The following is a 23,002-nucleotide window of genomic DNA, read 5'->3' on the forward strand; positions in this document are numbered from 1 at the left end:
TCACACCGTCGCGATCGGAGTCAGGGGCGACCCGGTGGCACCGGGCAGCCGCAGGGGAGGGGCGGTCAGCAGGAAGCGGGACCGGTCGCGGGCGCGCAAGTACTCGGCGAGCTCGGGCAGCCACCACAGCTCGCCCAAGTGCACCCCGAGCCGGAACAGGCACAGCTCGTGCAGCGGCAGCGCCGGGGTGCCCCGCACTTCGCGGGTCGGCGGGAACGCCTCCACCGCGTAGTTGTCAGCGGCGATCGCGACGACCTCGCTGTCGCGGATCCAGCCTTGCAACTCGGGATCCGCGCCGTCGAGCACCGCGCACACGTCCAGCGAACCCGGTTCCGGACGGCCTCCCCGGGCGTGGACCTCGCGGGTGAAACCGGTGTGCAGCACCAGGAAGTCGCCGGGTTCGACGACGATCCCGTCGGAGTCCAGCACGCCGGCGAACTCCTCGTAGCCGACGATCGTTCGCTGTGGACCGAAGTGGGCTTCGAGGTCGACGAGCACGGCCCGGCCCTGCACGCCGTGCCCGGCCATGTGACTGATGTCGACCGGACCGGCGTGGGAGGTGGAGGCGGTTCCGTTCGCCGCGCCGTCGAGATCGCCGAGGCTGCCGATGCCGGCCTGCACGACCGCATCGGGCCCAACCGCGTCCTCTCCGGCGCGCCAGCCGTTGTAGTAGACCGGCTCCGCGGTCCCGTCGCCGTCGGCGTCGAACAGGGCGCCTGCGTGGCCGAAGGCGTCCCACTGCGTCGAGTACTGCGTGTGCAGCACGACCAGATCGTCGCTCATCACGTCCGTCGCGCCGGGGTGGGCGACGGCCATGTCGCAGTTGAAGTTGACCGCCCCGGCTCGGAGCGTGGGGCGCACCACCGGAGGGAACCGGTTGGCGTTGAGCACCGTGCGCCCCGGCAGGTCCAGTGGCAGCGCCAAGCTGAACACGAGGCCGTCCCGGACTTCGGCGACGCCGTTGCGGACCTGCTCGGGTCCCACCAGGTTGAGTCGCCCCAACATGTCGTCCGGCCCGAAATCGCCCCAGGTCGCCCCCTCCGGCCGATGCTTCCAGCGCGTCATTGGGCCTTCCTTCGGGAAGTGTGCGTCATCTCCTGAGTTCGCACCGTGCTCCGCGGGACCGCGCACCGCCGTTTTCGAGCTCGAAAGCGCAGCGATGCGCGGCCGTGGGCGCGCGTGCGCCCGGGTCAGGACATGATCTGGTGGATCTCGATGACGTTGCCGGCGGGGTCGGTCAGGAAGATCTGGTCCCAGTCCTTCACAGCCCATTCGCCGTAGTCGGAGAACGGGACGCCCTGCTCGGTCAGGTATTTGCGCACGGCGTCGAGGTCGTCGGTGCGAAAGGCGAAGTGCCCGGTCAGCAGTGGGTTGATGGCGTGACCCATGCGGGGCCCGAGGTAGGCCTGGCGGCGCCCGGCGTGGATCTGCATCTCGTCATCGCCGCTGGCGTCGAAGAACGCGACGTTCTGGTTCCACTTGTCGTCGTCCTCGGACTCGGTGCGGTCGTTCTGGTGCCCGAGGTGCTCGACCATCGGCGGCAGCGGCGTGGTCTCCAGCCCCAGCACCTCGGAGTAGAACTTGTGCAGTTCCGGCATGTCGTCGGAGACGACGTTCACGTGGTGCAGACGTAGCTTCATCGATGATTTCCTTTCCCTCGCGCCGAGCGTGCCGACGACCCGGGGCTCGTGCCGACCGTCGCACGCACGCCAGGCATGCCGTGCTCGCGCGCTGTGCGTCGCGAGCCGGGATGCACGTTCGTCCGTTCTCGCTCTGCGGGAGGACCGCTGCCGCAGTGGGGAGACTTCTTGCCGCAGAGCGCTGTTGACATGCTGACCCACCTACACTTAAAAATCCAATACCAATCTCGCAGAATCTGATAGTGAGCGAGTATCAAAAGCGGTAGGGAGCACATGGATCTGCGCGATGTCGAAGCGTTCATCGCCGTGGCCGAGGAGCTGCACTTCGGCCGCGCGGCGGCCCGCCTGCACATGGCGCAGCCACCGCTGAGCAACCGCATCAGCCAGCTGGAGAACGAGCTGCAGTTCAAGTTGTTCCAGCGCAACACTCGCAACGTCGCGCTCACCGACGGTGGAGCGCGGCTGCTCGAACCAGCGCGGCGTCTGCTCGGCCAGGCCGCGGCGGTGCGCGACGTCGCGGCCTCGATCGTCTCCGGAGATGAAGGCCGCGTGCGCATTGGCTTCGCCGGTGCCTCCAGCCAGCGGGCCCTGCCGCTACTGACCAGGGCGGTCCGAGAAACCCACCCCGGGATCGAGCTGGTGCTGCAATCCCAGACCTACGTCTACACCGCGTTCGAACGGCTCGTGGCCGGTGACCTGGACCTGGCGTTCGTGCGCACGCCGGTTGCCCGCCCGGAACTGCGTCACCGGGTCGTCGAGGTCGAACAGGTGCTGTGCGCGTTGCCGGATGGGCACCGCCTCGCCGACGAGCCGAGCGTGCGCCTGGAGGACCTCGTCGACGACGAGTTCGCCAGCCTGCCCGACGACCGGGGGTCCAAGCTCCAGCAGACGATGTACAGCATGTGCCTGCGCGCCGGATTCCAGCCCAAGATCGCGCAGGTGGCGCCGGACTCGAGCACCGTGCTGGCCCTGGTCGCCGCCGGTGCCGGGGTGACGATCACGCTCAGCTCGGTGCGCCCGGTGCAGAGCGTCGGCATCGTCTACAAGCCGATCGAGGGCACCGGGCCGAGCCACCAGTTCGCGGCTCTCGCCTGGCACGGCGACAACACCTCCTCGGCGCTGCGCCGAGTCCTCGAAGTCGGGGAGGAGGCGCTGCCCACCCCCGATTTATACGGTTTCGATAACACCGATTGAGAAATTGGTGTTGGACGCCTGAAGAAAACCATCGCTAGCTTCTTCGGCAGCGCGGTGAGCAGCGCCGCTCGCCCGCCGAGGGAGTGTCTATAGTGAAACTACGAACCAAGCTCGACGGGTCGGCCGGTTCCATGGACGGTGGAACGTTGTCGCCCATGCCGACCCGAGATCTGCCCCGGGCGCCGAGAATCCGGAAGGTCATCGGACCGGGGATCATCATTTCCGCGGTGGGACTCGGATCGGGCGAGTACCTGCTGCACCCGTACATCACCAGCCAAGTCGGTCTCACTTTCCTGTGGGCAGCCGCGATCGGGTTGTGTGTCCAGTACTTCATCAACACCGAAGTCGCGCGCTACACGCTGGCCACCGGCGAGACCGTCCTGACCGGATTCATCCGCCTGTGGCGCGGATGGGCTCCGCTGTTCATCGCGATGACGGTCATCCCGTTCGCCTGGCCGGCGTGGATGACCAGCTCGGCCGAGATGCTGACCTTTCCGCTGGGAGGCGGGAACGTCACCTGGATCTCAATCGGCGGGCTGCTGATCATCGGGTCGGTGCTGACCTTCTCGCCGGTCGTGTACAAGACCGTCGAGAAGCTCGAAATGCTCAAGATCTTCATGATCCTGCTGTTCGTCGCGTTCGCCGTCGTGGTCCTCATCGGCTGGCAGCCGTGGGCGGAGCTCCCGGCAGCGACTGCACGTGGCATCGGGCGGTTGCCGGCGGAGGTGCCCACGAGCGTGCTCGTGTCCGCACTGGTCTTCTGCGGTGGCGGTGGGGCCATCAACCTCGCGGTCAGCAATTGGGCCCGGGACAAGGGATGGGGCATGGGAACCCACGCGCCCCGCGTCGTCTCTCCGGTGACCGGGGAGGAAGAGGCTGGCACCGCCACGGGGTACCAGTTCGCCGTGGACAGCACGAGCCTGTCCCGGTGGAAGCGCTGGTGGACCGCGGTGCGGATCGAGCAGTTCGTGAGCTTCTTCCTCGTCACGCTGGTGTCGATCGTCGTGTTCTCACTGCTGGCACACCGCATGATAGGAGTCGGCGGCTACGCCGGGGACTCGGACCTCGGATTCGTCGAGTTGCAGGGGACCGTGCTCGGTGACCGGTACGGCGACTGGATCAAGATTACCTACTGGACCATCGGCGCCGTCTCGCTGACCTTCGCCAACCTCGTAGTGGTCGACCTGGTCGCACGCATCACCTCGAACATCCTCGCCACCACCTACATGCGCGACAGCAGCATCTGGACCGAGGCCAAGATCTACTCCGCGGCTGTCTGGCTCATGGTGTCCCTGGGGATCGCGATCCTGGCGCTCGGCATCGACCAACCGTTGTCGCTGATCTCGATTGCGGCGATGCTCAACGGGCTCGTCATGGTCGTCTACTGCGCGCTGATCGTGCGCGTCAATAGCGCGTTGGACCACCAGATCCGCATCTCCCGGCCGCGCCGGATCGTGCTCGGCCTCGCCGGCCTCGCCTATGCGCTCTTCACCGTTTACAGCATCATTACTTGGGGACAGTCATGAATCTTCCGCAATCCTTCCCGGTCACCGTCGTCGGATACGGCGCGATGGGCAGGCCGATGGCTCGTCGTCTGGCCGAACGCGGATGCGACGTCGTCGCAGTCGATCCGAGCTCCCGCGCCCGTGTGCAGGCCGCCGACGACGGCGTGCGCGCCGTTGACGACATCGCCTCAGCATTGCGAAGCGCTGCCGTGCTCGTGCTGGTGGCCACCGGGTCGCAGCTGCTCGAGACCGCCAAATCCGCCGCGGTGCACCGGCGCGTCGACGGCGAGACCTGGGTGGTCTGCTCGACAGTCGGGCGCCAAGCGACGGCCGAAGCCGCCGAGCTCCTCGCCGGCGCGGGCGCTGACGTGGTCGACGCTCCGGTCACCGGGGGCGTTTCCGGTGCCGAGCGCGGAGAACTCCGCTTCCTGGCCGCCGGTGAACCTACGTCGATCGCCGCGCTCAACGGTCTGTTCTCGGCTCTCGGCGTGGTGACGGCGATCGGGGAGCGGCCCGGCGACGGCCAGGCGACCAAGCTCGTCAACCAGCTGTGCAGCTCGGTCCACCTCGCGGCCGCGGCCGAGGCGATCGCTTTCGCCGTACAGCTCGGGCTCGACCCGGTGCGCACGGTCGACGCGATCCGCGGAGGTTCTGGAGCCTCCTGGTTCCTCGACGAACGCGGACCGCGGATGGCCGAGCTCGACACCGTGTCCGACGTTCTCACGCGGCTGGCGATTCTGACCAAGGACAACGGCCTGTCCGAGGCGGAGGCCGATGCGTGCGGTGCGGACGTCCCGCTGCTCAAGGCGGCCAAGCAGCAGTACGCGCGGGCGGCCGAACTCGGCCTGCTGGAAGCTGATGACAGTCAGCTCATCCGTGCTTACCTCGACTGACCTCCGCAGCGCGCGAGTCGGCAACGGCGACGGCCGCGCGGCAGGAACGAGCAGCCGGCCCCTGCGGGCATTCACTCGGACAGGACACCCATGAAGATCATTGATGTGCGGACCATCCCGTTCGCGATTCCATACCGCAAGCCGTTGCACTTCGCCAGCGGCCACATCGACGTCGCCGACAACGTGCTCGTCGAGGTCGTCACCGAGGACGGCATCACCGGCGTCGCTGAAGCCCCTCCGCGCCCCTACACCTACGGCGAGACCCAGGTGTCCATCGTTCACGTGATCAACGCGGTGTTCGGCCCGGCCGTCACCGGAGTCTCTTTGCTGGCGCGGGAACAGGTGCGGGAGCGCTTGTCCCGCACGGTCGGCAATCCCACCGCGAAGGCGGCCATCGACATGGCCATGTGGGACGCCTGGGGGAAGATGATCGGTGCTCCGGTGCACGAGATGCTCGGCGGCTACACCGACCGCCTGCAGGTCAGTCACATGCTCGGCTTCGCCGAGCCCGCTGCCATGGCGGAGGAAGCACTGCGCATGCGGGACGAGTTCGGGATCACCTCGTTCAAGATCAAGGTGGGGCGGCGTCCGATCGGGCTCGACCTGGCCGTGTGCCGGGCGATCCACGATGCGATCGGCCGGGAGGCCGAGCTCTACCTGGACGGCAACCGCGGCTGGACCGCCGCCGAGGCGGCGCGGGTGATGCGCGAGCTGGCCGACCTGAATCTGTCCAGAGTGGAGGAGCTCTGCCCTGCTGACGACGTACTGGCGCGCCACTGGCTCGTCAAGCAGTGCCCGATCCCGTTCGTGGCCGACGAAAGCGCGCCCACCCCGGCTGACGCCACCCGCGAACTGCTCGCCGGTGCGGCCAACGCGCTCAGCATCAAGACCGCGCGCACCGGCTTCTCGGGCTCGCTGCGCGTGGCGCACCTCGCCGAAGGACTGGGCGTGCCGACCGTCATCGGCAATCAGATCGACGGCCAGATCGGCAGCGCCTGCTCGTTGGCATTCGGTGTTTCGCAACGCTCCACCGCGCGTGAAGCAGCGGAGCTGTCGAACTACCTCGATATGAGCGATGACCTGCTCACCGAGCCCCTCCGCATCACCGCCGGCTCCATGCGGGTGCGCCCGGGCCCCGGCCTCGGCATCGAGGTCGATCAGGACAAGCTCGACCACTACCGGACCGACCGTTGATCCTCACCCGGTTGCGTGCACACGTCCGAGGGGCACCGTGGTAGCGACCGCCGCCTTCCTCGCCCGCGCACGCGTGTTTTCACGGCACGCGGTATCATCCGGATCATTAGCCTGATCACGGACAACGAACTTTGCTACACCAGTTTCCGCTTCGCCCGTGCCATCGGGGCCAGCCACCACCAACCATCCGAGCGTTCATCTCACGCCACGACGGGAAAGTCGAGCGCTACCAACGGCTGTTGGCCATTGAGCTCTGCTATGCCCACGCTTGGCACTTCGAGTCCCACCGACGCGACGCGTTGTCTCGCTGACTAATCCGTCTCAACTACCACCGCCCACGCACTGCGACCGGAGAGGCACCACCCGCGCCCCGTCTCCACACAGGCGTCGTCAGCTTCATGATCGGGTATGTCGACATGCCGCCGACCGCTGAGCATGCGTAAAGATCGCATGCATGGAAGAGTGCTAAGCAGGGTAGTAGAAGACGGTGAGTGGATCATCGTGCTTGGAGGTCGGCGTGAACGAGGTGTTCGTGTCGGTGCCTGAAAGGGTGCTCCCTCGCGCGGAGATGAGGGTGTGAGGGGGCCCACTGTGGTGAGTGGATTCGGTGCGGCGCTGGTCCTGCTGGGAGTGGCGCTCGTGCTGGTCGGTGCTGGTTACGGGGTGGCGCGGTTGGTGGCTGTCGCTTCCCCCGCCGGTCCCGTCGGTCCGTTCCTGTCCGGGCACGAGCCGGCTGAGCACGCGGTCTCCCGGTTCCACGTGCGCTGGTACGCGCTGACGCTGATCTACCTGGCCTTCGAGATGGAGATGCTGTTCATGTACCCGTGGACGCTGGTCGTCTCCTCGAAAGGCGCGAGCGCGGTGATCGAGATGTTCGTGTTCCTGGCGATCCTGCTGGCCGGTGTGGTCTACGCGTGGCGGGAGGGAGCGCTGCGATGGAGCTGACACGCGCTTTGCTGCGGTTCGCCGCCGGTAGGCCGCACGTCCTGCTCCTGGAGGTCCCCGGCGGCACCGCGACCCGGTTGGCCGCGGAGGTCGAACTGCGGCGTCGTGGCTGGCCGGCCGCGGTGAGTCCCGCTGAGGCCGACATGGTGCTCCTCGCCGGAGCTGGCGGTGCGCGATTGACGCCCATGATGGGCCTCTTGTGGCGCCAGGTGCCCAAGCCACGGGTCTTCGCGCACCTGGACGACGCTGCGACTGTCCCGCAGATGTTCGACGAGGCTCGCCGCAGGTTGGCGACCGGCGGCGAGACGTGGGAGGTATTCGCCGGTGAGGAGCAGGACGGCGACGAGTTCCGCGAGGGTCATCACGGTGACGAACATGGCGGCGATTCCGACCACGGTGACGGGGACCACGAGGACACGAGTGCCGGCGGTGGCGACCACGGGAGTGGCCACGAGGGTGGGGGCGAGCAGAGCGGCGGTGATGACCACGGTGGTGGGCATGATCACGGTGGCGGACACGGGCACGACCACGGTGGCATGGAGATGCCCGGGGGGTTGTCGATGGCGGGTCGCGGACCGGACCGCGATGGTCTTCAGCTCGATCAACTGCATGTTCCGCTCGGCCCGCTGTTGCCGGACTGGCCCGCCGGGCTGGTCGTGTACACGACGTTGCAGGGCGATGTCGTCCAGCAGGCCGAGGTGGACGTTCTCCGCGCGGAGAGCGTCCACGAGGGTTTCTGGGATGAGCCCTGGCGTCGTGTCGGGTCCGGGCAGGAGGTGGCCCGTGGTGAGGGGGCTCGGCGCCGCGTTGCCGGGTACTTGGACAGCCTCGCCGGGTTCTTGCGTGTGGCCGGCTGGCCCGATCCCGCTGTCGGCGCCGCGAGGTCGCGTGACGAGCTGCTCGCCGGGGCGCGCGCCGAGCAGGTGACACCCCGTTTGCGGCGGCTGGTCCGGAGACTGCGCCGGGCGCGGACGTTGCGGTGGCTCACAGACGGGCTCGGTGTCCTGTCATCGGCCAGGGCCGAGTCCGCCGGGTTCGAAACCGTGCTCCGGGCGAGTCGCGGTGACGGGGACGTCACCGCGCGCTGGCAGACGTGGTTGACCGAGATCGAACGGATCCTGCCCCAGGTCGACGACACCACCGCACTGCCGGCCGAGAACGCGCTGCTGCGGGGAGAGTCCAGTGAGGATCCGCGCTCGCTTCCCGCGCTGGCCGTGCTCCCCGAACTGCTGGAGGGCGCCGAGCTCGCCGCCGCGCGGCTGATCGTGGCCAGTCTCGCCCCCGACGTCACGGCGCTGGGAGGCCGAGCAGCCACGGAGGTGGTCGGTGACTGAGGTTCCACTGTGGTCCCTGGCGGTGTTGCCCGCGGTGCTGGGGGCGGCCACGATCGTCGCGATCGCTTTCGACGTCGCGCTGTCCGCCCGAGCCGGTGGTCGTGCGGCGTCGTTGACGGAAGTAGTGGTGGTCCCGCTTCGCGAGGCGGTGCGGCTGCTGGTGGGGCAGCGGCGCGTGACCACGGCCGCCGATCGCGTGCTGTGGCGGACCGGTGTGGTGACCGTTCCGGTGATCGCGCTGCTGGCCGCGCTGGTGCTGCCGCTGGGCGGGGTGGCCGTGGCCGACCTCGGTGTCGGTGTCGTGTGGTTCAACGCGATGGAGATCCTGGCGTGGGCGGCGGTGTGGATGGCCGGGTGGGGCCCGAACTCGGTGTTGTCCCTCGTCGGCGGTTACCGGTTCGTCGCACAGGGTCTGGCCTACGAGTTGCCGCACATGTTCGCGCTGATCAGCGCTGCCACGGCGGCGGGCACGCTCCGGGTCGGCGGCATCGTCGAGGCCCAGTCCGGGGTGTGGTTCGTGGTGTGGATGCCGGTGGCGTTCGTGGTTTATCTGCTCAGTGCCGTGGCGATGGCTTTCCGGGGGCCGTTCGACGCGCCGACCGGGCGTGACCTGGCCGGTGGTGCGGTCGAGGAACTGTCCGGGGTGGATCGGCTGGTGTTCCAGGGTGGGCGGTGGTTGCTGCTGGTGGTCGCGGTCGCGATGTCGGTGCCGCTGTTTCTCGGCGGCGGTCACGGTCCACTGCTGCCGCCGTGGTTGTGGACGGTGCTCAAGACCGCAGCGGTGTTGGCGGCGGTGCTGTGGCTACGTCGCAAGTTTCCGACGGTGCGCATGGATCGGTTCGCCGAGATCGCCTGGGTGGTGCTGATTCCTCTGACGATCCTGCAGGCCCTGGCCGTGGGCGTTCTGGTGCTGACGTGGTGAGGAGGTGGATCGCGTGCTGAGCGCGGTACCGGCGTGGGTCTTCGGCGCGCTCGCGTTGGTGTCGGGCGCGCTGGTGTTCCGGCTGGACTCAATGGCGAAGGTGACCTTCGCGCTGCTGGCGTCGTTCCTGTTCGTCGCGGGTGAGGTGCTGCTGCTCGGTCTGGGCTATCTCGGTGTCGTGCTCGTGCTGATGATGGTCATGGAGATGGTGATCATGGTGGTGTTCATGATCATGTACATGATGAACCCGGCCGGGCTCATGCCCATGGCGATGTTTCACAACACGCGCGGCTCGGCGGCGATCGCCGGTGGCATCTTCATCGCCCTGACCGTCGGAATCTTCCTGGTCGACTGGCCCGCGCGGGCCGGACGTCCACCGGCCGACTCCACGCTGGCCCTCGGCGAGTCGTTGATGGGTGGCCAGATGCTGACGATGATGACGCTGGGGCTTGCGCTGTTCGCGACCATCGTGGCCTCCGTGGTGCTGGCCACGCATCGGGGCCGTTATGACCGGTTCGGCGACGATCTACGCGCGGATCACCCCGACGATCCGATTCCCGGCGGGGTGGGCCGATGAGTCTCGAACTGTTCCTCGTGATCGGTGCCGGGCTGCTCGCCATCGGACTGTTCGGCGCGCTGACCCAGCAGTCGGTCGTGATGCTGATGATGGGCCTGGAGCTGATGCTCAACGGGGTCATCGTGGCCGCCGCCGCGTTCTGGTACTACGTCGCTCCGGGGACCGCTGACGGTCAGGTGCTCATCGTCGTCGTGATCACGGCGATGGCGGTGGAGATGGCGATGGGCTTCGCGGTGGTCACGGCGATCTTCCGGGCGCGGGACGTGGACATGACCGACATGGCCGCCGACCTCAAGGAGTAGCAGCGATGGAAGCACTCGTGTGGCTGCTGGTCGCGGTGCCGTTGGGCACCGGTGCGGTGCTGGCGTGCACTGGTCGGCGTGGTGATCGGCCCGCCCCCGCGGTCGGGATCACGGCTGCGTCGGTGACGCTGGTGTTGGCCGTGCTGGCTGCGATGTCACGTCCGGCCGTGTCGGTGCCGCTGTTCGCCGGGATCGAGGCCGGTCTGGCCGTCGACGGGCTCTCGGCGGTCCTCGTGATCACGGTCGCGGCGGTGACGCTGTTCGTGCTGTGGTTTTCCACCGGGGAGTTCGCAGCGGACGAGCCGCGGGCGCGGTTCACCGGGCTGATGCTGGTCTTCGCCGGGGCGATGCTGGTCACCGTTACCGCCACGGGGCTGGGCGTGCTGCTCATGGGCTGGGAGGTCATGGGCGCGACGAGCTGGGCGCTGATCGGGTTCTGGTGGCGGGAACCGCACCGCGTTCGGGCCGCCGACGTGGCGTTTCTGACCACCCGTGCGGCCGATCTCGGGCTGTACCTGGCGGCCGGGGCGGCGCTGGCCGGTGGTGTCGGTTCGCTGGCCTTGACGGAGCTTCCGCAGGCGTCGCAGCCGTGGATGGCGGTGCTCACCGCCGGGGTGGTGGTGGCCGCGGTGGGCAAGTCGGCGCAGCTGCCGTTTCACTTCTGGCTCTCGCGCGCCATGGAGGGCCCGAGCTCGGTCTCGGCGTTGTTGCACTCGGCGACCATGGTCGCCGCAGGCGGCTACCTGCTGTTGCGGCTGCAGCCGCTGCTGGCCGCGTCCGGGTGGGGCGAGCCGGTGATCGCCTGGACGGGGGCGGCCACGGCACTGGTGCTCGGTCTGGTCGCCGTCGCCCAGAGCGATCTCAAGCAGTTGCTGGCCGCGTCGACATCGGCGCAGATCGGGTTCATCGTGCTCGCGGCGGGCGCGGGGGGCGTGGCCGGCGGCACCATGCAGCTCGTGGCCCATGCCGCCACCAAGTCGGCGCTGTTCCTGGCCGCCGGAGCGTGGCTGACCGCGCTGGGCACCAAGGCGCTGCCCGCGCTGCGCGGTGCCGCACGCCGGCATCGCCTGGTGGGGGTGACGTTCACGGTCGCCGCCGCGACTCTGGCGGGTGTGCCGCCGCTGTCGTTGTGGGTGACCAAGGACGCGGTGCTCGCCACGGCGTTGAAAGGCAGTCTCGGCCTCTATGCCACAGGGTTGGCCGCCGCGGTGGTGGCCGCGGTCTACAGCGCCAAAGCGGCGTGGGTGGTCTGGCAGCCGGAACCGGAGGATGCAGAGTCCGGTTGGGACACCGAACACGCCGGTACTCGCGAGGTGCCCGCATTCGCACGGCCCGCGCTGGTGGTACTGGCCGGTGCAGCCACCGTGCTCGGCGCTCTGGGGGTGCCGCCCGTGGCCCGTGCCCTCCAGGCGCTGATCGGCGTGGGAAGCCACTCCCTGCCGAAGGCCTGGGAACTCGTGCTCTCCGCCGTGCTCGCTCTCACCGCCGCCTCCGCCACCTGGTGGTGGGGGGACCGTGCGGTTCCCGTTCCGCTCGCTGCTCGCCGGTGGCTGGGGCAGTGGATGCGGTTCGAGCGGCTCGCCGAGCTGCTCGTGGTGCGGCCGACGATGACCCTGGCTCGGACGCTGGCTGCTTTCGACGACCGGGTGCTCGACCGAGTCGTGATGTCCGTGCCCGCCGCCGGGATGTGGTTGGCACGTCTGGTCGACCGCGGTGCCGAGACCCCGGTCGACGGAGTGGTGCGCCTCGTGGCCCAGGGAGCCAGGGGGCTTGGCACGCTCGCGCGTCGCCCGCAGACGGGCCAACTGCACCAGTACTACGCCCAGGCCGCCGCCGCGCTCGTCGTGCTGGCCCTGTTCCTCGTGTTCGTGAGGTAACCCGTGCTGTCGTTGATCGTGTTCCTCCCGCTGGCCGCCGCCGCGGTGCTCGTGGGCGTGCCCGCCTCCGCCGGCAAGCGGGTCTTCACAGGTAGCTGGGTGACCGTGGCCGCCGCCGATCTCGCCCTGGTCGTGGCCGCCTGGATCGGCTACGACCTCGGCGGTGGGTTGGCCTACGAACAGCGACTGCCCTGGATCCCCAGCGCCGGGGTGAGCTACCACGTCGGCGTCGACGGGCTGTCACTGCCGCTGGTCGCGGTCACCGCGGCGCTGTTCCTGGCGTGCGCGATCTACTCGCTGCGCCAGACCCACCGGGTCAAGAGCTTCGTGCTGCTGTTCCTGGGCCTGCAGACGGTGAGCCTGGGCCTGTTCACCGCGCTGGACCTGATCCTGTTCTTCGTCTACTTCGACCTGTCCATCGTGGGCATGTACTTCGTCATCGCCCGCTGGGGACACGGGCGAGCCAGGCAGTCGGCCCTGACGTTCTTCCTCTACACCTTCCTCGGATCGCTGGCCCTGCTGCTGGGCTTCATCGGGCTGTACCTGGCCGCCGACCCGCACACCTTCGACATCGTCGCCCTCACCCGGACTAACCCCCTGGCGGGCGGTGAGCTCTACGGCGCGCTGGTGCTGCTCGCGATCGGCGTCGGCCTGGCGGTCAAGACTCCGACCGTGCCGTTCCACACCTGGCTGCCGCCGGCGCACACCGATGCCCCGGCTGCCGGGTCGGCGATCCTGGCCGGGGTGCTGCTGAAGATGGGCACCTACGGTTTCGTGCGCATCGCGATGCCGCTGCTCCCAGACACCTGGCGCCAGTACGCCGGAGTGGTCGTGGTCATCGGGGTGGTCTCGGTGCTCTACGGCGCGCTGGTGGCGCTGGCCCAGGAGGACTTCAAGCGCATGGTCGCCTACACCTCCGTCAACCACATGGGCTACGTCGTCCTGGCCGTCGGTGCGGCGGGCCTCGCCGCCGGCAGCGACGAACAGGCCCGCTCGCTGGCCGTGACCGGGGCGGTGACCCAGATGGTCAGCCACGGGCTGCTCACCGGTGCGCTGTTCCTGCTCGCCGGGGTGCTCCACGACAGGGCGGCCAGCTACGACATGGGTGCCTACTCCGGGCTGGCCGGCCCCGCTCCCGTCTTCGCCGGGGTGACCGGACTCGTCGTGTTCGCCTCGCTCGGCCTGCCCGGATTCTCCGGGTTCATCGCCGAGTTCCAGATCCTCGCCGGCAGCCTGGGTCCGGCCACGGTCGCCACGGCGCTGGCCCTGCTCGGCATCCTGATCACCGCGGGACTGCTGCTGCGCGCGCTGCACCGGGTCTTCCTCGGGGAAGCGCGGATCCCCGGCGCGCCCGAGTCCGGCTTCACCGACCTGAAGCCGAGCGAGACCGCCTCGATCGTGCCCCTGCTCGCGCTGGCGATCCTGATCGGTGTGCTGCCGCGCTTCCTGCTCGACGTGATCGAACCCTCCTCGGCAACGCTGATCGGGGTGGTGAGCTCGTGAACATGAGTCCCGCCGCCCTCACCCCCGAACTGACTCTAACCGCCGGGGCCGTGCTCGGGATCCTGCTCGGCTCCTGGCTTCCCCGACACCGCCAGTGGGTGGTGCGCCTGCTTGCCGCGCTGGCCTGCCTCGTGGGCCTGGCCGCCACCGCCGCTGCAATAGGTGGTGCGCCGCAGCTGGTCTTCGGCGGTAGCTACGCGGTGGACACCGCCACCAACGCCGGACGGGTCATCGTGCTCGCCGCCACCCTGCTGACGATCTGCCTGTCGATCGACACGGTCGGCTCTCACCCGCGCGAGACCGAGTTCTACGTGTTGATGCTGCTCGCGGCGCTGGGCACGATCATGCTAGTCGGCGCCACCGATTTGCTGCTGCTCATGGCCGGCTACCTGCTGGCCTCGGTCCCGCTGTACGCGCTGGCCGGGCTCGTCAAGGACGCCCTGGGCACTGAGGCGGCGCTGAAGTACTACCTCATGGGCGCCCTGCTCGGTGTCACCATGCTCACCGGCATCACCGTCCTCTACGGCGCGGGCCGCTCCACCGGCTACGCCACGCTGGCCCAGAATCTGCCCGGCGCACCGCAGGCCGCGGTCGCGGTCGGCTTGGTCGCCGTCCTCGCCGGGCTCCTGTTCAAGATCGGTTCGGTGCCCGCGCACTTCTGGGTGCCCGACATCACCGAAGGCGCCAGTACCCCGGTGGCCGCGTTCGTCACCACCGTGCCCAAGATCGGCGGCCTGATCGCCACCTACCGGCTGGTGGCCGAGGCCCTGCCCGCGGCAGGGGTGAACTGGCCGCTGCTGGTGGCCGTGCTGGCCACCGCGTCGATGACGCTCGGCAACCTGGCCGCGTTCTTCCAGGACACCGTGCGTCGCCTGCTGGCCTACTCCACGATCAGCCAGGTCGGGTACCTCCTGCTGGCCGTCGCCGTCGCCACCCGCAGTGAGCTGGCACTACCCGCGCTGCTGCTCTACCTGGCCGCCTACGCCGTGACCAACCTCGGCGCCTTCGCCGTCGTCGCCGCACTGCCCCACGCCCCGAACCTGGCCGACTACCGCGGCCTCGCACGTCGCCACCCCGGCCTCGCGGCGGCACTCGTCGTGTGCCTGCTCGGCCTGGTCGGCACACCGCCCACCGCCGTGTTCCTCGGCAAGCTCGAGATTTTCAGCGCCGCCATCGACGGCGGCTACGCCTGGTTGGCCGTCGTCGCCGTCGTCAACACCATCGCCAGCCTCTTCTACTACCTGCGCTGGATCGCCCCCGCCTTTGCCGCGGAACCCGAGACGTACTCGGAGGAAGTGCTCGCCCCAGCCGGACGCTGGCCGGCTCTCGGTGCCTACACCGCCGCAGCCGCGTCCCTGGCTCTCGGCGTCGCCGGCGGAGTGGTACTTCCCCTGGTGAGCGGTCCATTACTGCCATGATCGGCGGTGGTGGACCACGTTTCGGGTGAATCCACGGTGGAGGCCGACGTGCTCGCCACCCTGACGACATCCGGGGTTTCCCCCGGATGTGCCCGGTTCGTCCTCGCGCCATGCTTGTGGTAGCGGGTCGGGTGCGCCGTTCCCGTCGCAGTGACGGAAGAGGTGGGGATGATGCCGACGTTGACCAACACCGACGTGGTCCGGTTCTTCGACAAGATCGCTCACCGCTACGACCGGCAGATCGGGGTGTGCGAGCGGTTCTTGTTTCCCGGCAGCCGGCGGTGGGCCGTCGAGCACGCCCGCGGCCGGGTCGCGGAGATCGCGGTCGGAACCGGACTGAACCTACCGCTGTATCCGGCCGACGTCACGGTGGTCGGGGTCGAGTTGTCCGAACGGATGCTGGCCCTCGCCCGCGAGCGCGTGACCACCGAAGCGCTTGTTGACCGGGTCGAGCTGCACCAAGGTGATGTCCAGGCCTTGCAGCTGCCCGATGCCAGTATCGACACGGTCGTGTCCACCTTCACGATCTGCACCATCCCGGACCCGGCCGCCGCAGTGCGCGAGGCCTACCGCGCACTGCGACCTGGCGGACGTTTCGTGCTGGTCGAGCACGGGCCGTCGGACAATGCGATCCTGCGTGCGGGGATGCGACTGGCCGAACACGGCACCGCTCGTCTCCTCGCCGACCACCTCACCCGCGATCCGGTGCCACTGCTTGAACAGGCGGGGTTCCGGGTCGAGGCCGTGTCGCGGGCCAAGGCCGGCATCGCCTTCCGCGTGCTCGCCAACCGACCGTGACATCCGGCCCGGATCACGCCGTTCACGTGCCGCCGGGGTCTCGACATGATCGAAATCGATTGGGCCGAGGGGTCCGAGGGCTGGCATACCCTCGGGCCCCTCGGGCAGCCACGGCGCACCGTCCTGCGCGAACCACGGTGGTGGTGTACCGGGAGCGCGGAAGGGAAGGAGGTCAACGCCGCTGCGGCGAGTGCTCCGTACCGATCAGCGGTAGTGGTGCCGTCTGTTCCTCCGAAGCCTCCTCTGAGCGGGGTTCCGCACCGTATTCCGGATTGTCGGTGTCTCCGCTGGTCGTGTTCTCGGTACGAGCGGGTTCGGCGGCGAGGACGCTGCCGATCGCGCAGGCCGTGGCCATGACGACGATGGTCGGCGCCACGGGCATGAGCCCGATCAAGGGTCCGGCCAGCAGCGGTCCGGCCGCTTGGCCGATGAGCAGGAAGCTGTTGGCCGAGCTGACGAAGCCGCTGCGGTGCTGCTGGGGTGCGTGGTTGCCGAAGTGCAGGAACAGCGACTGGGCCAGGGCGGCGAAGGCGAAGCCCTGCACGAGCCGCAGCGGGATGAGCAGGGCCGGATCGAGGGGGAGAGCCAGTGGCGCGATGCTGACGGCGCAGGCGGCCGCGGCGAGCGCGAAGGTCCGCAGGGGGCGCTTGCTGATGTCGTTGTGCTTGCCCCACCAGAACGAGCCGAGCAGGGTGGCTCCCCACATCACAGAGTAGAGCACGCCGACCCACAGGCTGGCCGAGCCCTGATCGGGCACGGTGTTGCTGACCTGCGCGGCGAAGACGGGGATGAGTCCGTAGACGCCGAAGTAGGCGCCGATGGCGGCCAGGGCCAGCGGTACGGCCCCGGGCACCCGCGTCACGCTGGGGCGCCGTGTGCGGCGCGATGCCCCCGTGGGCGTGTTGTCGCCGGTGGGCTCGCTGGCCGGTTCGTGCAGTCCGAGGGCACACGCTGCCGCCAGCAGGACCGCGGCGGCGGCGATGACCAGCATGAGGGGGCGCAGCCCTCCTGCTCCGACGAACACCCCTCCCGCGACCGGTCCGACCAGTGCCCCGGCGGCGGTGGCGCTGAAGGACTTGCCCAGCGACGAGCCGCGCTTCTTTCCGGAACCGACCGAGCCGGCGAAGGCCGCGGCGGCCTCGACCACCCCGCCGAGCGTGCCCTGCAGCAGACGTCCTGCAACCAGCAGCAGCGGGGTGGTGGCGGTGGCCATGACGCCCATGGCCACCGCCAGTCCCAGCAGGGCGCGCACGACCATCCACTTGCGACCGACCCGGTCACCGATCCGGCCCCAGAGGGGAGTGGCCACGGTCAGGGCCAGCGCCGGGGCGGCGATGGCCACCCCGGCCCAAGTCTGCGTCGCGGCCACCGAACCGGTGCCCATGCCCTGCAGGTAGAAGGGCATGATCGGCACCAGCATCATCAGCCCGGCGGTGTTGACGAACTGCCCGGCCCACAACAGCATCAGATTCCGGCGATGGGTCGCCCTCGAGTAACTCTGCTCCGGGGCGGCTACGAAAATCTCTCCTCGCAGCGTGCGGGTCATGAGCGCACCGCCTGCTGTGGTTCCTGCCACGGCTCGGCCAGCCCCGCCGCCCACTCGTCGTCGTAGACGAGGTCGAGGTAGCGTTCACCGCGATCGGGCAGCAGGGTCACGATCCGTGCGGGTTGCTCCAGCCGTGAGACCAGGTGCTCGAGCCCGGTCACCACCGCACCGCAGGAGCCACCGCCGAAGATCTTCTCGGTGGTCAGCAGTCGGCGGCACCCGGCGACGGACTCGGCATCGGCGACGTGGACGACCTCGTCGATCTCGTCGGGATCGAGGATCTCGGGCACCCGGCTGGCCCCGAAACCGGGAAGCTGCCGCGGACCGGCCTGCGCCCCGAAGATCACCGACCCGACGGCGTCGACGGCCACCACCTTCAGGTGGGGACTGTCCTGGCGGAGCCGCCGTGCGATGCCTTGGATGGAGCCGGTCGTCGACACCGCCGCCACGAGGTAGTCGATCGGCCCGTCGACCGCGCGCAGGATCTCCTCGCCGGCGGTGTCGTGGTACGACCGCCAGTTGCGGTCGTTGGCGTACTGGTTGACCAGCACGGCCCCGGAAGTGGAGGTCACCAGTTCCCGGGCGCGGCGCACCCGGGTGTGCAAGTAGCCGCCGGAGTCGTCGGGCTCGGTGACCATGTCGACATCGGCGCCGAACAGCTCCAGCAGGCGCAGGTTCGCCGGCGAGGTCTTCGGATCGACCACGGCGGTGAACGACAGCCCGTGCAGGCTCGCCGCCATGGCAAGGGCGATGCCCAGGTTGCCCGAAGTGCTCTCCACCAGACGCATCCCCGGTCGCAGGCTACCGTCACCCAGGCCCTGCTCGACGATGTAGCGCGCGGGGCGATCCTTCATGCTGCCGCCTGGGTTGAGCATCTCCAGCTTGGCCAGCACCTCCGCGTGCGGCTCGGGAAAGCAGCGGTCGAGACGCACCATCGGGGTGGATCCGACACAGTCGAGTACCGAATCGTGAATCAACGCGAACCTCCTGACAGCGACCCGAACCGGTCGACGGTGGTGGTCGCTGAAAACGAGTTGGGGAAACCTGAGAAGGAACTGAGGAAGTTCTCCGAGGGGAGCGTCCTGCACGAGAGGGTGGACCGATGTCACCGTGCTCCTGACAGATGTCGGGAGCAGTCGTCGATCGAGAAGCAAAACGCCTTCACGAAAAGGTGCTGCTTCAGCAGATGTTCATCGCCCGTTTTCCGGTGAGAACGCTTCCTCGCGCTCGCATCACGTTCGTGACACGCAGGTGAATGTCAGAAGATCCGTTCCGGACGGCCGCCAGGGCGGTCGGGACGACCACTGCCGGTGGCGAGTCCGCAACCAGGACAGGAGGGGGCGGCCGAAGGTGATCCCGATGGCGGCGACGAACAGCCGAGGGCCCAGGTCGACCATGTCGGAGTGAGTGAAGCGAGCAGGGGGTGTCCAGGAAAAAACCGGCCCCGCGTGGCAATGTGGAGACTCGTCGCCATGTCGGTGATCACCATCGGCTCGGGTGGGGTGTGCTGAACCCGAGCCATCCGCCGAGGACGGTCCGGACTCCTGCGTCCCCTGCCGCAGGGTGTCCATTTCGGAAGCGCCGGGCGCTGTGTGGCTCATCAGCGCTGCGTGCGCGGGTAAACCGTGCGTCGGAAGCAGACTGAAATGCCCGATGAGGAAGCCGACAAGAACAATGGGCAACGCGAGGAACGCCTTCCGGGCGTGCCGCCGAACGGTCAACTCCCTCATGGTCACCACCGTAGGTTCCGTTCCTCGTCCCAGCTAACTCGTGTGCTTTCTCTTGCACGAACGGCCACCAGTGTGTGGTGAGGGTGAAGTGAACTGGTGGGATCACGGTGGTATAAACGCGCAACCATGTTCGTGGTCTCCCGATGTGGGTGATCTTGTACTAGCAACCCTAGTAGAGCCCTTCGTGGTTTTTTCTCCGGGGTGGAGCTGTGGCGGATGCGTCGCCAGGGTGATGCCTGCGGTCGGTACGCGTTCGAAGCGCATGACCGAGCGCTCGACCGCGGTCGTCGTTCCCGATCTCTGGACTAGTGCGCGTCGTGTCCGGGCTTCCGAGGCTCGTTAGTACTAGCGACCTTAGTAGGAAGGAGGGTTGGCGGCAGGTGGCTTGACCGCTACCCCGAGGTCGCAGCCACCGGGCGCTCGCCTGGGGGCGGCTTGTTGGTGGCGTTCGGGGGTCGTGCAGGGGGCAACCGCGGGAGCAACGTGGGAAGCCCGTCCGTCGAAGCGCTGTCTCAAGGTGAGTTGTGCAGCTGCCGGGGTACCGAGACGAACAAAGGAGTGACGCGCGACAGATGGCACACCGATCGAACCGGTTCGTGCGCGCAGGCGCAGCGACGACGGTTGCGCTGACCTTGGGCTTTGACCCACCTGTGGCCACCGCGGAACCGAGTCCACCATCGTCGAGCAGTTCCGAGTCCCTCCAGCGGTACAAGAAGCTCGGTACGAAGGCCGCCAAGGCGAACGAGGAACTGCTCGCCGCGCAGCAGGATCTCCAGCGCAAGCGCAACGAGCTCGCTGCGGCCGACGACGCCTCGGCCCGGGCGCGCGCTGCGGAGGAGGCCAGGGCGGTTCAGGTGAAGGCGCGCGGCCGCGTCGATCGGTTCATCAAGGCCCCGTACAAGGGTGCACGACTGAACACGGTTTCCGCGCTGTTGGTCAGCGAGCCCCCGGGGCGTTTCTGGATCGGCGAACCGTGCTCGTGACCTTGGCAGTGGACAAAAAGGATTCCTGGACGCGTACTCACAAGCCGTGGAGCGAGCAGAACAGGCGCGCACGGCTGCCGAAGCGGCACGGCGCCGCGCTCGTGAAGCCGCGAACGCGGCCGAACGGCTGACCGAACAGCTCACGACGCGGAAGGCGGTAGCTGGAGGACGAGGCCGTGCAGGTGCGTCGAGCCATGGAACAGCTCAGCGCCGAGAAGAGGACCGAGTTGAGCACGGTGCAGGACACCGGCAGCTACTTCGGCCCACCCCGAGCAGCCGACACGGCGTTGCAGGCCGCCCTGGCGAAACGCGGTTCGGAGTACGAGTGGGGTGCTGAAGGCCCCGCGGAGTTCGACTTTTCCGGACTGACGAGCTGGGCCTACGAGCAGGCGGGCATCGACATCCCTCCGGACGAGCCGGACCAGTACCGGGCCGGTCGACCGGTCTCCAGGAACGAGCTGCGGCCCGGCGATCTGTTGTTCTACGACGACGGCAGCGGTGATCCGTCGCAGATCCACCACGTGGGCATGTACGTCGGCAACGGCAAGATCATCGATGTGCCCACCGAAGGGCAACTGGTCGACGTCCGCTCGATGGAAAGCGAAGGGCACTACATCGGCGCCCGGCGCTACGCCGGTTGACCACTCGAAGGCAACGAGGTGGGCAGGCGCCTGCCCCCGTGTGGGGCTTCTCTCGTGGCTCGTGCGATGCTCTTCCGTAATTACTAGGTAAGTTAGTAATCGTGAGGATCTTTCGAGTGGGCACGAACGGTGAGCGTTCCGGTGGGGTGCAAAGCGCGGTTGGCAGTGGTGTGGAGAAAACACCCCCGGTGACGAGCAGGCGACGCTTTCTCGGCCTCGGTGCCGGTTTGGCTACGGTCACCGCCGCGCAGGCGTGCGGTGCCCCGAATGCCGAACCGGTTCGGCCGGGCAGCCGGGCGGTGCGTGAGGCCGAACGCGCTCGTCGCGCGCCGAACGCGCCCGTGGTGAGCAAGGAGTTGCTCGCCAAGCCTTCCGAAGTCGATCTCGGAGGGATCCGGGTGCCGACCTGGACCTTCGACGACCGCCTTCCGGGACCGGAGATCCGGGTACGCCGCGGGGACGTGCTGCGGGCGGATTTGCGCAACACCGTGCCCGAGGGCGTCACGATCCATTGGCACGGGATCGCACTGCGCAACGACATGGACGGTGTGCCCGCTGTGACGCAGGAACCGGTGGCTCCGGGGGAGCGGTTCCGCTACGAGTTCACCGTGCCGGACGCGGGCACGTACTTCTTCCACTCCCACGTCGGCATGCAACTCGATCGGGGGCTCTACGCCCCGCTGATCGTGGAAGACCCCGACGAGCCCGGCCGCTACGACGACGAGGTGGTGCTGGTCCTCGACGACTGGCTCGACGGTGTCAGCGCCGGTCCCGAGGCGCAGCTCGCCGAGCTGCGGCGCGAAGGCATGTCGATGGGTGGCATGGGGCACGGCGGTACGGGCGGCATGCAAGGTGGCGAAGGACACGGCGGCGCGGGCGGCGGACCGCTGGGAGCCGACACCGGCGACGTCGACTACCCGCACTACCTGATCAATGGCCGGATTCCCTCCGCCCCCTTCGTCGCCGATGCGAGGCCGGGGCAGCGGCTGCGACTGCGGTTGATCAACCCCGGGGCCGACACCGCGTTCCGGGTCGCCGTCGGCGGGCACCGCATGACCGTCACGCACACGGACGGTTTCCCGATCGAGCCGGTGGAGACCGACTCGGTGCTGCTGGGGATGGGGGAACGCTACGACGTCCTCGTCACGGTCGGTGACGGCGTCTTCCCGATCGTGGCCTCGGCCGAGGGCAAGCGGGGCCAAGCGATGGCGCTGATCCGCACCGGCTCCGGTACCGCTCCGCCTGCGACGGTGCGACCCCGCGAGCTGGCGAGCCGAACGCGGATGGCCGAGGAGCTGCGCGCGACCGAGCCCGTCCGACTACGGCCCGGAGAGCCCGACCGCACGCACACCCTGAAACTGGGCATGGACTCCTCCGCCAAGTACCGATGGACCATCAACGACCGCACCTTCGATCAGCGCGAACCCATGCCGATCCGCCGGGGCGAGCGGGTCCGACTGCGGTTCGTCAACACGACGATGATGTTTCACCCCATGCACCTGCACGGACACACGTTCCAGCTCGTGGGTGGGCGGGGTGCGGGCGCTCGCAAGGACACCGTCATCGTGCGACCGTTGGAGACCGTCGAGGTGGACTTCCAGGTCGACAATCCGGGGCAGTGGCTGGTGCACTGCCACAACACCTACCACGGTGAATCCGGCATGATGACCGTGTTGTCCTGCGTGGCTTGAGCCGTGCGGGGCCGCCGTTTGTGACGATGAGGGCTGGTCAACCGCCGAGCGCTGAGGAGCAGACAGCCGTCGCCGTCATCAGGAGAATTCCGATACCACCCGCCACCGGTAGCGAAAGGCCGACCAACGCAGCGAGTCCCGAAACCAGTATCCGCCGGGGCGGGCGAGCTACGGTTGCCCGTGATGACCGAAGGTGGCGTAGGCGGAGCGCGACGCTATCCTGGGCCATTCCCAGCGCAGGGGGTGGTGCGGTCCGTGGGGCTCGACTCATGGCGAGGAGTGCGGACCGTACGGTGACGGCACCGTACG

20 protein-coding genes are annotated in these 23,002 nt (G+C 68.6%); 16 read left to right on the forward strand and 4 right to left on the reverse strand.

The annotated features are described in order from the left end of the window. Together FHX42_RS06930 and FHX42_RS06935 are read right to left on the reverse strand one after the other, a co-directional pair. On the reverse strand, nucleotides 1–1,065 hold the full coding sequence (locus FHX42_RS06930) for a cyclase family protein (protein ID WP_182543251.1): 1,065 nt from the start codon (nucleotides 1,063–1,065) through the stop codon (nucleotides 1–3). A 125-nt stretch (nucleotides 1,066–1,190) separates the two neighbouring features. Continuing rightward, nucleotides 1,191–1,640 (reverse strand): VOC family protein, encoded by a 450-nt coding sequence (locus FHX42_RS06935; protein ID WP_182543252.1) that lies wholly within the window; start codon nucleotides 1,638–1,640, stop codon nucleotides 1,191–1,193. A gap of 273 nt (nucleotides 1,641–1,913) precedes the next feature. On the opposite strand from FHX42_RS06935, the gene FHX42_RS06940 reads away from it, so the two are divergent. From FHX42_RS06940 to FHX42_RS07000, 13 genes are all read left to right on the forward strand, one after another. Beyond that, nucleotides 1,914–2,834, forward strand: a complete 921-nt coding sequence (locus tag FHX42_RS06940; RefSeq protein WP_182543253.1) for a LysR substrate-binding domain-containing protein — start codon at nucleotides 1,914–1,916, stop codon at nucleotides 2,832–2,834. 155 nt (nucleotides 2,835–2,989) lie between these two features. After that, nucleotides 2,990–4,360 (forward strand): Nramp family divalent metal transporter, encoded by a 1,371-nt coding sequence (locus tag FHX42_RS06945; RefSeq protein WP_182543254.1) that lies wholly within the window; start codon nucleotides 2,990–2,992, stop codon nucleotides 4,358–4,360. Beyond that, nucleotides 4,357–5,232, forward strand: a complete 876-nt coding sequence (locus FHX42_RS06950; protein WP_182543255.1) for an NAD(P)-dependent oxidoreductase — start codon at nucleotides 4,357–4,359, stop codon at nucleotides 5,230–5,232. Before FHX42_RS06945 ends, FHX42_RS06950 begins: the two co-directional genes overlap by 4 nt. A 90-nt stretch (nucleotides 5,233–5,322) precedes the next feature. Then, entirely contained in the window at nucleotides 5,323–6,426 is a 1,104-nt protein-coding gene (locus FHX42_RS06955; protein ID WP_182543256.1) for a mandelate racemase/muconate lactonizing enzyme family protein, read from the forward strand. Nucleotides 6,427–7,020: 594 nt separating this feature from the next. Continuing rightward, complete coding sequence (locus FHX42_RS06960; protein ID WP_182543257.1) at nucleotides 7,021–7,371, forward strand: NADH-quinone oxidoreductase subunit A; 351 nt, start codon at nucleotides 7,021–7,023, stop codon at nucleotides 7,369–7,371. Next, nucleotides 7,362–8,705, forward strand: a complete 1,344-nt coding sequence (locus tag FHX42_RS06965; RefSeq protein WP_182543258.1) for a hypothetical protein — start codon at nucleotides 7,362–7,364, stop codon at nucleotides 8,703–8,705. The genes FHX42_RS06960 and FHX42_RS06965 overlap by 10 nt, the downstream gene beginning before the upstream one ends. Continuing rightward, complete coding sequence (locus FHX42_RS06970) at nucleotides 8,698–9,627, forward strand: NADH-quinone oxidoreductase subunit H (protein WP_182543259.1); 930 nt, start codon at nucleotides 8,698–8,700, stop codon at nucleotides 9,625–9,627. The genes FHX42_RS06965 and FHX42_RS06970 overlap by 8 nt, the downstream gene beginning before the upstream one ends. A gap of 13 nt (nucleotides 9,628–9,640) precedes the next feature. Next, entirely contained in the window at nucleotides 9,641–10,204 is a 564-nt protein-coding gene (locus FHX42_RS06975; protein WP_182543568.1) for an NADH-quinone oxidoreductase subunit J, read from the forward strand. Continuing rightward, entirely contained in the window at nucleotides 10,201–10,506 is a 306-nt protein-coding gene (locus FHX42_RS06980; RefSeq protein ID WP_182543260.1) for an NADH-quinone oxidoreductase subunit NuoK, read from the forward strand. Before FHX42_RS06975 ends, FHX42_RS06980 begins: the two co-directional genes overlap by 4 nt. Before the next feature lie 5 nt (nucleotides 10,507–10,511). Next, entirely contained in the window at nucleotides 10,512–12,383 is a 1,872-nt protein-coding gene (locus FHX42_RS06985; RefSeq protein ID WP_182543261.1) for an NADH-quinone oxidoreductase subunit 5 family protein, read from the forward strand. A gap of 3 nt (nucleotides 12,384–12,386) precedes the next feature. Further along, entirely contained in the window at nucleotides 12,387–13,886 is a 1,500-nt protein-coding gene (locus tag FHX42_RS06990; protein ID WP_182543262.1) for a complex I subunit 4 family protein, read from the forward strand. Nucleotides 13,887–13,888: 2 nt separating this feature from the next. After that, entirely contained in the window at nucleotides 13,889–15,304 is a 1,416-nt protein-coding gene (locus tag FHX42_RS06995; RefSeq protein ID WP_182543569.1) for an NADH-quinone oxidoreductase subunit N, read from the forward strand. A 171-nt stretch (nucleotides 15,305–15,475) separates the two neighbouring features. After that, nucleotides 15,476–16,102 (forward strand): class I SAM-dependent methyltransferase, encoded by a 627-nt coding sequence (locus FHX42_RS07000; protein WP_182543263.1) that lies wholly within the window; start codon nucleotides 15,476–15,478, stop codon nucleotides 16,100–16,102. Nucleotides 16,103–16,274: 172 nt separating this feature from the next. Here the strand turns inward: FHX42_RS07000 and FHX42_RS07005 are convergent, their stop codons facing one another. Further along, the gene (locus FHX42_RS07005; RefSeq protein WP_182543264.1) at nucleotides 16,275–17,648 is read right to left on the reverse strand and encodes an MFS transporter; all 1,374 of its coding nucleotides are present in this window, start codon (nucleotides 17,646–17,648) and stop codon (nucleotides 16,275–16,277) included. Further along, nucleotides 17,645–18,625, reverse strand: coding sequence for a 2,3-diaminopropionate biosynthesis protein SbnA (gene sbnA, locus FHX42_RS07010; RefSeq protein WP_182543265.1), 981 nt, complete (start codon nucleotides 18,623–18,625; stop codon nucleotides 17,645–17,647). The genes FHX42_RS07005 and sbnA overlap by 4 nt, the downstream gene beginning before the upstream one ends. A 1,325-nt stretch (nucleotides 18,626–19,950) precedes the next feature. On the opposite strand from sbnA, the gene FHX42_RS07015 reads away from it, so the two are divergent. The 3 genes from FHX42_RS07015 to FHX42_RS07025 all read left to right on the forward strand — a co-directional run bounded on the left by FHX42_RS07015 (nucleotide 19,951) and on the right by FHX42_RS07025 (nucleotide 22,693). Next, nucleotides 19,951–20,361, forward strand: coding sequence for a hypothetical protein (locus tag FHX42_RS07015; RefSeq protein ID WP_182543266.1), 411 nt, complete (start codon nucleotides 19,951–19,953; stop codon nucleotides 20,359–20,361). Nucleotides 20,362–20,555: 194 nt separating this feature from the next. Next, nucleotides 20,556–21,002, forward strand: coding sequence for a C40 family peptidase (locus FHX42_RS07020; protein ID WP_182543267.1), 447 nt, complete (start codon nucleotides 20,556–20,558; stop codon nucleotides 21,000–21,002). A 227-nt stretch (nucleotides 21,003–21,229) separates the two neighbouring features. Then, nucleotides 21,230–22,693: a multicopper oxidase family protein gene (locus FHX42_RS07025; RefSeq protein WP_220479585.1), complete on the forward strand. Its 1,464-nt coding sequence runs from the start codon at nucleotides 21,230–21,232 to the stop codon at nucleotides 22,691–22,693. Nucleotides 22,694–23,002 lie beyond the last annotated feature (309 nt).

It is taken from the genome of Halosaccharopolyspora lacisalsi (assembly GCF_014137975.1).
Taxonomy (GTDB): domain Bacteria; phylum Actinomycetota; class Actinomycetes; order Mycobacteriales; family Pseudonocardiaceae; genus Halosaccharopolyspora; species Halosaccharopolyspora lacisalsi.

Excerpts from the sequence above, each read along its gene's own strand:
- FHX42_RS06930 (WP_182543251.1), bottom strand. The coding sequence starts at position 1,065 with ATGACGCGCTGGAAGCATCGGCCGGAGGGGGCGACCTGGGGCGATTTC.
- FHX42_RS06935 (WP_182543252.1), bottom strand. The coding sequence starts at position 1,640 with ATGAAGCTACGTCTGCACCACGTGAACGTCGTCTCCGACGACATGCCG.
- FHX42_RS06940 (WP_182543253.1), top strand. The coding sequence starts at position 1,914 with ATGGATCTGCGCGATGTCGAAGCGTTCATCGCCGTGGCCGAGGAGCTG.
- FHX42_RS06945 (WP_182543254.1), top strand. The coding sequence starts at position 2,990 with ATGCCGACCCGAGATCTGCCCCGGGCGCCGAGAATCCGGAAGGTCATC.
- FHX42_RS06950 (WP_182543255.1), top strand. The coding sequence starts at position 4,357 with ATGAATCTTCCGCAATCCTTCCCGGTCACCGTCGTCGGATACGGCGCG.
- FHX42_RS06955 (WP_182543256.1), top strand. The coding sequence starts at position 5,323 with ATGAAGATCATTGATGTGCGGACCATCCCGTTCGCGATTCCATACCGC.
- FHX42_RS06965 (WP_182543258.1), top strand. The coding sequence starts at position 7,362 with ATGGAGCTGACACGCGCTTTGCTGCGGTTCGCCGCCGGTAGGCCGCAC.
- FHX42_RS06980 (WP_182543260.1), top strand. The coding sequence starts at position 10,201 with ATGAGTCTCGAACTGTTCCTCGTGATCGGTGCCGGGCTGCTCGCCATC.
- FHX42_RS06985 (WP_182543261.1), top strand. The coding sequence starts at position 10,512 with ATGGAAGCACTCGTGTGGCTGCTGGTCGCGGTGCCGTTGGGCACCGGT.
- FHX42_RS06995 (WP_182543569.1), top strand. The coding sequence starts at position 13,889 with ATGAGTCCCGCCGCCCTCACCCCCGAACTGACTCTAACCGCCGGGGCC.
- FHX42_RS07000 (WP_182543263.1), top strand. The coding sequence starts at position 15,476 with ATGCCGACGTTGACCAACACCGACGTGGTCCGGTTCTTCGACAAGATC.
- FHX42_RS07005 (WP_182543264.1), bottom strand. The coding sequence starts at position 17,648 with ATGACCCGCACGCTGCGAGGAGAGATTTTCGTAGCCGCCCCGGAGCAG.
- FHX42_RS07015 (WP_182543266.1), top strand. The coding sequence starts at position 19,951 with ATGGCACACCGATCGAACCGGTTCGTGCGCGCAGGCGCAGCGACGACG.
- FHX42_RS07020 (WP_182543267.1), top strand. The coding sequence starts at position 20,556 with ATGGAACAGCTCAGCGCCGAGAAGAGGACCGAGTTGAGCACGGTGCAG.